At 56.6% G+C, this 13,351-nt stretch carries 12 protein-coding genes; 7 read left to right on the forward strand and 5 right to left on the reverse strand.

Going from position 1 to position 13,351, the window contains the following annotated elements:
- The first annotated feature begins 445 nt into the window (after window positions 1-445).
- On the forward strand, window positions 446-1,438 hold the full coding sequence (locus tag AVCG78_RS17420; RefSeq protein WP_012653469.1) for a bile acid:sodium symporter family protein: 993 nt from the start codon (window positions 446-448) through the stop codon (window positions 1,436-1,438).
- Window positions 1,439-1,491: 53 nt separating this feature from the next.
- Here AVCG78_RS17420 and AVCG78_RS17425 read toward each other — a convergent pair whose 3' ends face one another.
- Complete coding sequence (locus AVCG78_RS17425; RefSeq protein WP_071207030.1) at window positions 1,492-2,523, reverse strand: L-idonate 5-dehydrogenase; 1,032 nt, start codon at window positions 2,521-2,523, stop codon at window positions 1,492-1,494.
- Between the two features lie 10 nt (window positions 2,524-2,533).
- On the reverse strand, window positions 2,534-3,481 hold the full coding sequence (locus tag AVCG78_RS17430) for a 2-hydroxyacid dehydrogenase (protein ID WP_174089732.1): 948 nt from the start codon (window positions 3,479-3,481) through the stop codon (window positions 2,534-2,536).
- A 108-nt stretch (window positions 3,482-3,589) separates the two neighbouring features.
- Here AVCG78_RS17430 and AVCG78_RS17435 point away from each other — a divergent pair, with 108 nt between their 5' ends.
- The 5 genes from AVCG78_RS17435 (at window position 3,590) to AVCG78_RS17455 (ending at window position 7,212) form a co-directional block, all read left to right on the forward strand.
- The gene (locus AVCG78_RS17435) at window positions 3,590-4,348 is read left to right on the forward strand and encodes an SDR family oxidoreductase (protein ID WP_071207028.1); all 759 of its coding nucleotides are present in this window, start codon (window positions 3,590-3,592) and stop codon (window positions 4,346-4,348) included.
- Between the two features lie 10 nt (window positions 4,349-4,358).
- The gene (locus AVCG78_RS17440; protein WP_174089733.1) at window positions 4,359-4,853 is read left to right on the forward strand and encodes a gluconokinase; all 495 of its coding nucleotides are present in this window, start codon (window positions 4,359-4,361) and stop codon (window positions 4,851-4,853) included.
- 2 nt (window positions 4,854-4,855) lie between these two features.
- On the forward strand, window positions 4,856-5,740 hold the full coding sequence (locus tag AVCG78_RS17445; RefSeq protein ID WP_012653474.1) for an NAD(P)-dependent oxidoreductase: 885 nt from the start codon (window positions 4,856-4,858) through the stop codon (window positions 5,738-5,740).
- On the forward strand, window positions 5,740-6,072 hold the full coding sequence (locus AVCG78_RS17450; protein ID WP_012653475.1) for a hypothetical protein: 333 nt from the start codon (window positions 5,740-5,742) through the stop codon (window positions 6,070-6,072). Before AVCG78_RS17445 ends, AVCG78_RS17450 begins: the two co-directional genes overlap by 1 nt.
- 153 nt (window positions 6,073-6,225) lie before the next feature.
- The gene (locus tag AVCG78_RS17455; RefSeq protein ID WP_041698406.1) at window positions 6,226-7,212 is read left to right on the forward strand and encodes a LacI family DNA-binding transcriptional regulator; all 987 of its coding nucleotides are present in this window, start codon (window positions 6,226-6,228) and stop codon (window positions 7,210-7,212) included.
- A 45-nt stretch (window positions 7,213-7,257) separates the two neighbouring features.
- Here AVCG78_RS17455 and AVCG78_RS17460 read toward each other — a convergent pair whose 3' ends face one another.
- From AVCG78_RS17460 to AVCG78_RS17470, 3 genes are read right to left on the reverse strand one after another with little or no spacing between them, the layout of a single operon-like run.
- Window positions 7,258-8,352 (reverse strand): ABC transporter substrate-binding protein, encoded by a 1,095-nt coding sequence (locus AVCG78_RS17460; RefSeq protein ID WP_071207025.1) that lies wholly within the window; start codon window positions 8,350-8,352, stop codon window positions 7,258-7,260.
- Window positions 8,353-8,391: 39 nt separating this feature from the next.
- Window positions 8,392-9,450 (reverse strand): ABC transporter permease, encoded by a 1,059-nt coding sequence (locus tag AVCG78_RS17465; RefSeq protein WP_071207024.1) that lies wholly within the window; start codon window positions 9,448-9,450, stop codon window positions 8,392-8,394.
- Between the two features lie 16 nt (window positions 9,451-9,466).
- Complete coding sequence (locus AVCG78_RS17470; protein ID WP_156582592.1) at window positions 9,467-10,963, reverse strand: sugar ABC transporter ATP-binding protein; 1,497 nt, start codon at window positions 10,961-10,963, stop codon at window positions 9,467-9,469.
- 1,532 nt (window positions 10,964-12,495) lie between these two features.
- On the opposite strand from AVCG78_RS17470, the gene AVCG78_RS17475 reads away from it, so the two are divergent.
- Window positions 12,496-12,828, forward strand: coding sequence for a hypothetical protein (locus AVCG78_RS17475; protein ID WP_071207022.1), 333 nt, complete (start codon window positions 12,496-12,498; stop codon window positions 12,826-12,828).
- The last annotated feature ends 523 nt before the right edge of the window (window positions 12,829-13,351 follow it).

A 13,351-nucleotide genomic window follows, 5' to 3' on the forward strand; every position in this document is an offset into this window, starting at 1 on the left:
GCAATGTGTTCCCGCTTTCTAGAGTTTCCGGTCCGGCGCATTGCATGACGTTTTCCCTTGCCTCATGAGACTCCTGTCCGGGTGATGGTTCTGGACTTTTTGCTTGTTGCGCTTTCTATGCGGCAATTATGCGTTGCTGCTATCAACATCACTTCACGGCATTTGTTCCTCTTGGGGCTGTCACGCTGCGTTGAACCTGGGTGAGGTATTGTGTTTGCGAATAGTTCAAGCCTTTGATCCCTTTGATACGCCTTCAGAAAACGAGCCGGATGTATGACCGGATTTGTTTGAAACGCTGAAAAGTGATTGCAGGTGTGCACCAGTGGGGTTTGCATCGTGGATATGAATGGCCTACTCCCTAAGGCGTGAAATAGTTGACATATGACAAATGCCAAGAGGCGCCATTGCCCTCGCATTGTCAGTGAAGAATGGACGAGCGGCGATTATGACGCGGTTTTTACCCGATAAATTCACCCTGATGCTTGTGTGTACAGTGGCTCTAGCTTCGGTCTTGCCGATCAGCGGGCAGCCGGCCGTTTATTTCGGCTGGGCAACGAAAGTTGCGATTGCGGCGCTGTTTTTTCTGCATGGCGCCCGCCTGTCGCGCGATGTTGTGATTGCCGGGATGCTGCATTGGCGACTGCATCTGTCGATCCTGGCCGTGACATTCGTGATCTTTCCTTTGCTCGGCCTCGGGCTGGGGTTTTTCGTGCAGGGCTTCCTGCCGTCCTCGCTTTATCTTGGCATTCTTTATATCTGTGTCCTGCCATCGACCGTCCAATCGTCGATTGCCTTTACCTCCATGGCAGGCGGCAATGTGCCAGCGGCGATCTGTTCAGCCTCGGCCTCTAATATTTTCGGGATGATCCTCACCCCCCTGCTCTGCGGGCTTCTGCTATCGGCCGGTGGCCATGGGGGGATTTCGCTCGATGCGGTCTTGCAAATCTTCGTGCAATTGCTGCTTCCGTTCATTGTGGGGCAGTTGCTGCAACCCTTTATCGGCAATTGGGTCAGGGCGCGCAAATCCTTGCTGTCGCCAATTGATCGCGGCTCGATCCTGATGGTGGTTTATGCCGCCTTCAGCGAGGCGGTCATCGAGGGGATCTGGAAGCATTTCTCGCTGGCCGATATCGGCGCGGTCGTGGTGGTCGATATCGTCTTGCTGGCATTGGCGCTAATCATCACCACCTTTGGTAGCCGGTTGCTCGGTTTTTCCAAGGAGGATGAAATTGCCATCACCTTTTGTGGCTCAAAGAAAAGCCTGGCCTCCGGCGTGCCGATGGCCAGCGCGATTTTTGCCGGGCAAAGCATTGGCGCCATCGTCATGCCGCTGATGCTGTTTCATCAGATCCAGCTGATGGCTTGCGCGGTGATTGCCCAGAAATATGCGGAAAAGCGCAAGCTGAAGGAAGCCGAAGTGGTAGTTGCTTCGGCCTGACGCCCTTCTAATCAAGGCGAGGATGCTCGTGAATCCTCGCCTTGAAAGCACAATCAGGAAAAGGCAATCTGAGCTTTCATCGCCTTGCTCCGGTCGGATGCGATTGTGAAGGCTGAAAGCGCGTCTTCCAAAGGCACGGTGTGGGTAATCAGCGGCTTGACGTCGATCAGCCCTTTGCGCATCAGCTCCACCCCGACCGCAAATTCACTGTGGAAACGGAAGGAGCCGCGCAGGTCAAGCTCTTTGGCGGTAATGGCCATCATCGGCAGCGTCATGTCGCCGCCAAGGCCCAGCTGCATGATGACACCGCGTGGGCGCATGGCGGAAATTCCGCCAGCCAGTGCCGAGGCGACGCCGGTGCATTCGTAGAGCACGTCGAATGTGCCTTTCCCCACAGCGTATTCTGCAAGGCCGTCCGGCTGGGTTGCGGTGTTGATCACCCGGTCAGCGCCCGCCGCCTTGGCCAATGCTAGCGTGAAGTCCGAGAGATCGGTGGCAACGATTTCTTTCGCTCCGGCTCTGCGAGCGGCAATGATCGACAAAACGCCAATCGGGCCGCAACCGGTGACCAGAACCCGCTTGCCGAGCATTTCGCCTGCCCGCCGCGTTGCATGCAACGTCACGGCCAGCGGTTCGGCCATCGCCGCCTCCCCCGCGCTCAGTCCATCCGCGACCACGCATTGGCTGGCATCGGCGACAAGGCTTTGCCGGAACGCACCCTGGATATGGGGGAAGGGCATGGCGCTGCCGTAAAACCGCATATTGATGCATTGATTGTGCAGGCCTTCCTGGCAATAGGCGCAGGTGTGGCACGGGCGCGACGGTGAGACGGCGACGAGCTGGCCGATGCCTAGTCCTGTGACCCCCTCCCCCAATGTCTCGACATAGGCCGAGACTTCATGACCAAGGATCATCGGTTGCTTTAGCCTGACCGCACCAAAACCGCCGTGATTGTAATAGTGCAGGTCACTGCCGCAAATGCCGCCGGTGGCAAGCCGCAGTTTTACCTCGCCGTGACCGGGCTCGACCTCGTCCACCTCTTCGATGCGAACGTCTTTTGCCGCATGGGCAACAATGGCTTTCATGGATTTATCCTCATAGAACCGGAGTTGGCAGAGCCGAGCCAGCGAAATGTGCGGTCAGATTATCGCGGACCAACTGGCCCATGGCCTGGCGGGTCTCAATCGTGCCAGAGGCATGGTGGGGTTGGAGCAGGACGTTGTCCAGCGCCAGGAAACGTGGGTTTAGCTTGGGCTCACCTTCAAACACATCCAGCGCGGCGGAGCCCAGCCGTCCTGCTTCGAGTGCTTCCAGCAAGGCGGCTTCATCGATATTCGAGGCGCGGGATATGTTGATCAGCATACCCTCCGGCCCTAACGCCTCGATCACATCGCATCCGACGATATGTCGTGTATCGGCGGATGCGGCCAACGTAACGAACAGGAAGTCCGAGTTTTTCGCCAGGTCCACCGGATCGGCGACAAATGTCATGCCCTCGGCATAAGGCTTGGCTGCGACATCGCTGTAGGAAATTTGCATATCGAAGCCTTTGAGGCGCTTGGCCACCTCAAAGCCGATGCGGCCAAGGCCCAGCACCCCTGCCCGCCTGCCCCAGACCCGACGCTTCAGTGGATAAAGGCCCTTTGCAGCCCAACTGCCATCCTTCACCCAGGTCTCGGCGCCGATCATGCCGCGCGATTGGCACAGCATCATTGCGATGCCGAGGTCGGCGACGTCATTGGTCAACACATCGGGCGTATTGGTGACGCGGATGCCGCGGTCACGGCAGGCGGCGAGATCGACAGCGTCATAGCCGACCCCGTAGACCGAGATGATTTCCAACTTCGGGCAGGCGTCTATCATGGCGCGGTCAGCACCGAGTTCGCCCCTTGTGGCAATGCCTTGAATGCTTGGTCCGACGTGAGCAACGAAGGCGTTCTTGTCGGCTGCGTCAAAATAGCGGTGCACGGTGAACTGGTCGTTCAAAGGGCCTTCATCCCAGGCGGGATAGGGTCCGACCTGCAAAATCTCCGGCTTTGCCACTTTCTTTTCCTCTCCTTGATGAACCTGTTCTAAAAAACTTGACAGGAAATGTTATCGATAACATAAACAGGTTCAACAAATGTTGTCGAGATAAAAGTGGAGGATGCCATGTCGCTTGGTCTTTTCGATCTGACGGGACGCCGCGCGCTGGTGACGGGGTCTTCGCAAGGCATTGGCTTTGCCTTGGCGCAAGGTTTGCGGGCGGCAGGCGCGACCGTGATCGTCAACGGACGCGATGAAGCTAAGCTTGCCGCCGCCGCCGCCCGGATCGGCGACGGCTGTGATATTCTGGCTTTCGACGTCACCGATCATCAGGCATCGCGTGATGCTGTTGATGGTTTTGAGGCCACCAAAGGGCCGATCGACATTCTCGTCAACAATGCCGGAATGCAGTTTCGCGGCCCTCTGGAGGAGTTTCCGGCAGACGCTTTCGAGCGGCTGTTGCGCACCAATATTTCCAGCGTCTTCAATGTCGGCCAAGCGGCGGCTCGCCATATGATCAAGCGCGGCGCTGGCAAGATCATCAATATCGCCAGTGTGCAGACGGCGCTGGCCCGACCTTCGATTGCTCCCTACACGGCCACCAAAGGCGCGGTCGGCAATCTTACCAAGGGCATGGCGACCGACTGGGCAAAATATGGGCTGCAATGCAATGCTATTGCGCCCGGCTATTTCGATACGCCGCTAAATGCAGCACTGGTTGCCGATCCTGATTTCTCGACTTGGCTGGAAAAACGTACGCCTGCCGGGCGCTGGGGCAAGGTTGAGGAACTGGTGGGTGCCTGCATCTTCCTGGCGTCTGGAGCCTCGTCCTTTGTCAACGGTCATGTTCTGTATGTCGATGGCGGCATCACGGCCTCGCTCTAGGAGCGGGGCGATGACAAAACTTGTCCTCATGGGCGTGTCCGGTTGCGGAAAATCTTCCGTTGGCGCCGCATTGGCGACAAGGCTTGGCGCGGTCTATATCGACGGCGACGATCTGCATCCGCCGCAAAATATCGCCCGGATGCAGGCGGGCATTCCGCTTGGTGACGAGGATCGCTGGGCATGGCTGGATGCGGTCGGAACACGCCTTGCCGGGGGACAAGGCGTGACCATTATCGGGTGTTCGGCGTTGAAGCGGGCGTACCGCGACAGGATCAGGGAAAAGGCTTGTGGTTCTGTGCGTTTCATCCATCTGGCTGGCAGCCATGCCGTGATTGCCAGACGTGTCGCTGAGCGACCAGGGCATTTCATGCCCGCTTCGCTGCTCGACAGCCAATTTGCAGCGCTTGAACCGCCGGGGGCCGATGAACAGGCGGTGACCGTCGATATCGATCAGCCGCTTGACAGTCTGGTCGCGGCGATTGTTTCGGCCATAGGGGAGGAGTGATCATGACCAACACAGTGGCGCTGATCGGCGCGGGCGCCATGGGTGGCGCAATCGGCAGAAGGCTGGTTGAAACCGGCAACCAACTGACTGTCTTTGACCTCAATGCTGAAAAGGTGGCGGAGTTGACCGCGCTTGGCGCGACGTCTGCAAAGACAGCGGCGGAAGCTGCATCTCGCTCCGACTATGTTATTCTCAGCCTCAATGCGCCGCACATCATTCGGGCCGCCGTGTTCGGCAAGGACGGAGTGGCCGAAGGCGCAAAGCCCGGGACGTTGATTATCGACATGTCCTCCATCGACCCGGAGGCAACCCGGCAATTGGCCGGGGATGCGGCGCAAATGGGTTTGCGCTGGGTCGATAGCCCGCTTTCAGGCGGGGCACCCAAGGCGGCGATTGGTGAATTGACGTTGATGGCTGGCGGGACAGAGCAGGACGTGGCCGATGCCCATCAGGTTTTGCAGCACATCGCATCCAACTATACGCATATGGGTCCGGTGGGTGCCGGCCAAACCACCAAGCTGATCAACCAGGTGCTGTGTGGCTTAAATTTTCTGGCTGTGGCCGAGGCAACGCAGTTGGCGCTGGATGCTGGGGTTGATGCCGCGAAAATCCCGCAGGCATTGAAGGGCGGTCGGGCTGATAGCGCCATCCTCCAGGAATATATGCCGCGTTATGTCACTAAGGATTATCGCCGCACGGGCCGGATCGACAATATGGTCAAGGACCTGAACGGCGCGCAGGATTTGGCGCGACGAACCAATACGGCGATGCCGCTGACGGCAGTCTGTGCCGAAGTGCATCGGATGCTGACAGCGGCGGGCCTGGGTGGAGAAGATCAGGCTATGTTGATGGAATTTTTCACCGGAGCAAAAAGGGAGATCTCCTGATGATCACACGTTACGCCTTGTTTGAAGGTACGGTAAAGCCGGGGCAGACGGAGGCATTCCGCGCTGCTGTTCTCGAAACCATCTTGCCGAAATGGAAGCAGTTTCCGAAGGCGATTGACGTCAGAGTGTCGTTTGCCGAGGCCCGTGATGATGGCGCACCGGAATTTCCGATGATCCTGGCGATCAACTACCCGGATCTGGAGGCGGTCGAGGCGGCGCTGGCCAGCCCGGTTCGCGCCGAAGCTCGTGCGGCAACAGAAGCGGTGCTCTCGCAGTTTTTCGATGGACGCATCCACCATCACGTCACGCTTGCCAACGAATTTGCGCTCTGACGCGGCGCTCGTCGGGTCCCCTCCCCTGTTTGGGGTGGGTTTGCCGATGGGAAAAGCTTTTAGCTGGCTTTTACGCACCTTATAAACGCAGTGTAACGCGCTGATAACCATAACGGGGGCCATTGGGTGACTGATTTCCGCAAACCGCCAACCATGGCCGATATTGCCCGCGTCACGGGTGTGTCGCCGATGACGGTGTCGCGGGCCTTCAAGACCGATAGTCTGATCAGCAAGGAAACCCGCGATGCCATTCTGCAAGCGGCAGAAGATCTTGGCTATGTATTCGATTCCACTGCCTCCAATCTGAGATCGCAGCGCTCCGATTTTGTTGCGGTCACTATTCCATCGATCAATAATGCCAATTTCGCCGATACGGTCGGTGGTCTCTCGGAAACGCTTGCCACCCGGAAGATGCAAATCCTGCTTGGTTACACCAATTACGATATGCAAGAGGAAGAACGGCTGATCGAGCAATTGTTGCGTCGCAAGCCGCAGGCCATCGTCGTGACCGGCGGCAAGCATACGCCCCGCGCCCGCAAATTGCTGGCCAATGCCCATATTCCGGTGATCGAGACCTGGGATGTGCCGTCCGAGCCGATTGGCCACTATGTCGGCTTTTCCAATGCCGGTGCAGTTTGCGCCATGGTTGATCATTTCGTTGCTGTCGGTTATCGGCGACTGGCGTTCATTGGCGGGGATGTCGGTCGAGACACACGCGGTAGCGATCGCCGCAACGGGTTTATTGCCGCAATGACCCGACACGGGCTGGATGCATCCCGGTTGATCGCCGCCGGTCCGCCACCGATCTCGATGCGCGAAGGCGCGAATGCGATGACGCGGCTGCTGGAAACCCTGCCCGATACCGAAGCGGTGATTTGCGTATCTGACCTGTCGGCGTTCGGCGCTTTGACGGAATGTCAGCGGCGCGGCATCGCCGTGCCAGAGGGGATCGCCATTGCCGGGTTCGGCAATTATGAAATCGGCGCAATTTCCGTGCCGACGATTACCACCATCAATGCCTTTTCCCGCGACATCGGCGAAAAAGCAGCGCGGCTGATCCTGGATCTGCTGGACGGGCGGCCATTGGCCGGAAACATCACCATCACGCCTGAACTGATCCTGCGTGACAGCAGTCTATAATGGTAAAGCCATGCGCCGGTGAAGGCGCATGGCAGGGTTATCAGCTCATTTGCCCCAGATTTTCTTATAGGCATCCCGATAGCCATTGTCGGGATCGAAGCTGTTTTTCGGTCCGCCATCGAATTCGACATTGTCGGCTGTCACCACATGCAGCGGCGACATATAGCCGGACCATTTTTCGCCATTGAGGGCGCGGTTCAACTCATCCACCAATTGCCAGCCTTGCAGGTTCAAGGGTTCGGCCACCGTCACCTTCTGGTACTGGCCAGCGCGGATGCGCTGATAGGCGGATTCGGAACCATCCCCTGCAGCGACATTGATCGGTGCATCGGTTCCCCCCTTCCCTGCCGAGGCCAGCGATGGTCCCATGAAATCGAAGTAGAGGTCGTTGATGGCCAATGTATGGGTCCAGCTGTCGCCGTATTTCTGCAACAGCGAGGTGGTCAGCTGCGGCATGCGCTGCGAGGTTTCGGCAATCGGCGTATCGACATAGGCCAGAACCTTGCCGCCCAACCGCTCGATTTCGGCCTTCATCTTGTCAGCCTTGGCGATGGCGATAGCATAGGTGGAGTCGGTAAAGATGATGACGCCCGGCTTGCCCTTGGCATCGACATAGGCCCAGTTGGCAGCGGACTTGGAGACTTCCATAGCGTCCGTGCTGATATTGGCGAACAGGCCGTTCTTTTCGTCGGGGCCTATGGTGGGACCAGCGTGCCAGGCGACCAGCGGTATTTTGGCGGCCTTCGCCTGTTCCAGCGCCGGGGCCTGTTCTACTGCATCGAAACCGTCGATGATGATGGCATCAGGCTTCAAGGCCATGGCCTGACCGAAGGCGGCGGTACGCCCACCGATCGAGCCTGCGCCATCCAGCACTTTGACCTGCCAGCCGATGGCCTTGGCGGCTTCCTCGACACCATTGCTGACACCCAGAATGCCACCATTTTTCAGGTCACCAGCCAGAACAACAATGGTTTTTCCCGGCTGTGGTTTTGGGGCGCTTTTCGGTCCGTCCCAAGTCGTGACCTTGCTGGCATATTTATCGACCACGGCCTTGGCTTCAGCCATCGGATCGGCCCAGGCGTTGCCCGTCGTAAGCAGGATCAAGGCACCGGTTGCTTGCAGGATATGTCTGCGTTTCATGTCCATTCCTCCCTCTGGAAATTACTGAATTGGATGCTGTTATTGTTGTGTGGTTTGCGGCTTGGTGACGGGAGCCATGCGACCGGACAGGCTGCGCCGCCGTTGTGCGTAGCCAGCAATGCCGATGGCGACCAGCAGAGTGACGCCGTTAAACAATGGCTCGACATAGAAGGAGCCACCGATCTGCTGAATGCCCGCAATGCCGACGGCCAGAATAATCACGCCGATCATCGTACCCCAGACATTGACCCGACCGGGCTTGATGGTGGTGGAGCCAAGAAAAGCACCAACCAGAGCTGGGAGCAGATATTCCAAACCGACGCTGGCCTGGCCGATCCGCAGCTTGGAGGCGAGCAGCACGCCCGCCACCGCAGCGAGCGTGCCTGACGTGACAAAGGCACCGATAACGAAGCGGCGAACGGGAATGCCGTTCAGAGCGGCGGCCTTCGGATTGGCGCCGATGGCGTAGACATAGCGGCCAAGCGGTGTGTATTCGAGGACCAGCCACATGATCACCGCCAGCACCAGAACATAGAAGCCGGTAATCGGCAGGCCGAAAACCATGGTGCCGTTCAGGCTGTAAAAGCCCTGCGGCAACATGCCGACCACCTGTCGCCCGCCGGTATGCCACAGCGCGATGGCGTAAAGCACTGTGCCGGTGCCAAGTGTGGCAATGAAACTATCGATCTTGGCGACTTCGACCAGAAGGCCATTGAGAAAGCCAGTAAAGGCACCGAGTGCAATGACGATCAGCACGGCCACTGGCCAAGGCAGGCCGAACATGGTTTGCAGGCTGATGGCCAGCACGTGCCAGAGCACGATGCCATAGCCAATGGTGAGGTCGATCCGTCCCGCTGCCATGGGGATCATCGCCGCCAGTGACAGGATGGCAATGATCGTCTTGTCAGAGATGATTGAGCGCAGGTTCAGAACGGTCGGAAAGGTCTGTGGCAAAAGAATGGAAAACAACAGGATCAGCCCCACGGTCAATATGACGAGACCGTAAACTGGCAGCAGACGTTGGATTTTCTGCGCTGTGCTCATGCCGGAAAGCTCGGCTCGCGTCGGCTCCAGCGCGTTGGATTCGATGGATTGCATTGGTTCTCTCCCAGGTTCAGGCCGCGTCCGAGGCGGAGGCTGCGGCGATCACCGCTTCTGTTGTCAGGTCCGGCCCGCTCAACTCTCGCAGGATCTGGCCGCGAGAAAATACCAGCGCCCGCTGGCAGATATGGGCGATTTCTTCAAAATCGGTTGAAACCACCAGGACAGCCAATCCGCCTTCAACGGCCTCGGCGATCAGGCGATAGATATCGGCCTTGGCGCCAACATCGACACCGGCGGTCGGATCTTCGGCCACCAGCAGGCGGCGTCCTGTTGCCAGCCAGCGACCCACAACGACTTTTTGCTGGTTGCCACCGGAAAGCGCTTCTATGGCAAGGCTCTGGTCGTTGGGCCGCAAGCCGACGCGCGCGCCAATCGCATAGGCTTGCGCGGCTTCCTTGGCAGGGGTCAGAAAGGAAAGGAGACGGCGTCCCGAAGCGGCAGGATTGATGAAGGTGTTTTCCCGCAGGCTCAAGGACATGGCGACCGATTCTTCTGTTCGGTCGCGGGCGATCAATCCGACTCCGCTTGCCATGGCTGTTGAGGGGTTGGTGAGATCGACTGGGCGGTCGGAAATCGTAACGGAGCCGGAGGCGGGCTCTGCGCCGAATAGTGCGCGACCGACCAATTCATGACCCGCGCCGCGCAGTCCGACAAGTCCGAGCAATTCACCTTGGCGGATGTCGAAAGATACCGGCCCTGCGCCGTGGCAGGCTAGATTTCTGACGGTGACGATGGCGGGTCCTGCTGGACTTGTGCTCTTGGTGAAGAGCTGGTCGGCCTTGCGCCCGACGATCATCCTGATCAATTCATCAGGCGTTGTTTGGGTTACGGGCTTTTCACCAACCAGCTGTCCATCTCGCAGGACGGCGACGCGGTCGGCGATGCGGAAGATTTCATCGAGGCGATGTGAGACATAGATCATCGCCACGCCACGTTCTTTTAAAGGGCGGATCGCCGCAAAGAGTTTTTCGACTTCATCAGCCGGTAAGCTCGCAGTCGGCTCGTCCAATACCAGCACGTCGGCTTCGACGGCGAGCGCACGGGCAATGGCGACCAGTGATTTTTCTGTCCGTGTCAGGCTCTGGATACGTGTGGAGGGATCGAAGTTGCAGCCGACGAGAGCAAGGGCTTCGGCGGTCCGCTGTTCGGTTTGTTTCCAATTGATAAGGCGGTTGCGTAGTGAGTAGCCTTGGGCAAGGCCGACATTTTCGGCAACGGTCATCCATTCGATCAGGCCGAGATCTTGATGAATGAAGGCAACGGGCTGGCGCTGGTTTGGCTTTGGTGGCCGGTGATTATAGGTTTGTCCACGAAATCTGATTTCACCGGTGTCTGGCTTGTAAATACCTGCGAGGGTCTTGATCAGGGTTGATTTTCCAGCACCGTTTTCGCCTAGCAGTGCCAGGATTTCACCGGGTCGCAGGTCAAGCGAGACATTTGACAGGGCGCGCGTTCCGCCGAAGGTTTTTGTGATCGCACAAAATTCCAGTAGTTTTTCGTCGACCATTGTTACTCCTCCCAAAGTCACAGAAACTTAGCGTATGTTATCGATAACATGTCGTCAAGTGTCCTTCTAAGAAGCACGTAAAGGTAGATTACGAGTGGGAATTACTTTAAGTAGCAAAAATATATTCACAACCTTTACGCTAGATATAGGGGTCATGGGCTAGGAGAAGTCGAGACCTGTTTTCCGAAGGGCAAGTTGAAGCAAGTGGCCCTTGGGAGGCGATGCTTTAATTTAACAGCCATGAAAGCTTCGGTCTCTCTTCGTCACGAACCTTTGTGGCTGTTTTTCCGTCGTGCTTTGCTTGTACAGATTGTGCACTGGGCTAGGAGGTGCCGCTATAAGTGGGGTCGAGCCGATGGGCTTTGTAAGAGCTTTCGGTCTTGCGCGGTTCGTTTTCAACGGTGCTATGGGGAGAAAAAGGCGCCTTGATGTAGGTGAGCTTTGACATGAAGGTGATGTTGTCAGTTGGTTTCCAGCGTGTCGTCGCTGTGGGCGGGGGAGTGTTCGCGTGTTGAACATTGATGAGCAATTTTGGTGTTCATCGATGATCTAAATAGGCATGGGTCGTGCCTCTCTTGATTATTGTCGTCTTAATCGTTTGGGCCGAACTCAGCGCGCTAGTTTTTATTATAGCGACTTTAACGTACTTCTCACGATGACGTTTGTGTTTAAAGCGTGAGATGTTTCGATCTTGTTGTTGGTTCATCGGACGCGACGTAACGGATGGGTTCCTCCCTGCCCTGCCCTGCCCTGCGCTGCGCTGCCCTTCCCCGTGGTCTTGTTGGGCATGCGTTGGATTGCCATGGTTGGGTGCTCGTGATTTTGCGGCCTTTAATTTGTCTGGTTCTTGCTCGTTTGCTTGTCGGGTGTCTAAATTCGTAGAGTTGAACGTTTCCTTTTAAGCAGGCTTCTATGCGGAGGCTTGATCCTGTGGCTCAATGGTTCGCGTAAACGAATGTGCTGCTATGGATGCGCGTACGGCGCGTGTTTTTATTGACCCGAGCTGAGATTTCGATCGTCTGGAAATCAGAGAAGGTCAATCGTTTTTGTTTTGCGGAAGGCGCATCTTGCGCTGTTGACAGCTGTCAACGTCAGAAAACGCGCGGCGTTGACAGCTGTCAACAGTGACTTTCTGTCTGCCGTAACGTCAGTAAGCGGGCTTCGACGCTGTAAAGAAGAGGGTACTCTTGGAGAGTTCTACTCGAAAGCATGCAACGTCAAAAACCGCCATTCACTCTAAGTGTTCCGCATCGTTTTGGGTGTATGGCCTGGGTGCGTGCGCAAACTAAAAAATGGTGAGCGCGCGCAAAATTCACCACTTCTTTACTCCTGCCAGTGCATAACTCAGCCAAGCGCGAAATGTAGTGCGTACGCGCGGTTTTCTTCTGAGCAGAAGCAATTGGCTTTTACGCATCCAACAAGATGCTCCTGCCCTCCACGATAAAACATCCCTAGTTTTTTAAGGTCTGCCTCGACTTTGCCATGCGAATCGTGTCAGCGCACTGCTCCAATAAAAAAACAGGAGTGGGTCCATGGCTCGTTTCGATCATGAAGACCAACTGGCCGATATTATGCGGCAATTTTTCGAAGTGCGTGATGCAGCGCGTGCCTTAAGGATTCGTCTGGAAACCCAGCGGCGAGAGATGGGTGTGTCGGTCGCCGCGTTTTATGATCCCCGCAGCAATCCGGTCTATGCCGCAGATATTCTCCGTCATCTCGATTTGCGCCAAAGTCAGGCTAACCTTCTTGAGGCTGCCGAAAGGAAAGTCACGGGTCCGTCGTCACCGGAGAATGACGACGAGCAAAACGTGATGATTGGATCGCTTTTTTCACAGGACGATGAAAATCTCGGGACTAAAGAGTAATCCAGATTCGCTGAAAGAATCCGCTTGGGCCCAGCCATCTCAAGCCATATCATTACAATCCGCTTCCAGTTCCACGTGATTCAAGATGCAACAGGATGGTGCGTGTGAAAACCGCATCATGCTGTAAGCGCATTCGGTCTGCGAAGAAGCCCTTATTCACTCTTATAACTGATAGCTGACCTGTACCCGCGCGATCGATTTTCTTTGTCCCTTATCCTGGCCTCTAAGATCTTGCTGCTGTGGTACCGGCAACGGGAGCCGATCAGGGTAGGGTGATATCACAGCATTCTGCATGCGTGACGGAGGGTTCATTTTAACCCCAAGGGACTAGAATCGCCCAATGCCATTCATAGGCTTCCAGTGCGCGGATAATTGATACCTTAAAGTGGCTCATGTTCGCGGAGCGATATAAACGACATGCTGCATCACTCAAGGTTCTGCGTTTTTACTCGTTCCCATGAGGCTAAATCTATTACGGAAAGGTAGGAGTTTTTCTACCTTTGCCGTAACCTACATGAAAAGG

It is taken from the genome of Gillisella vitis, assembly GCF_021559775.1.
Classification (GTDB): domain Bacteria; phylum Pseudomonadota; class Alphaproteobacteria; order Rhizobiales; family Rhizobiaceae; genus Allorhizobium; species Allorhizobium ampelinum.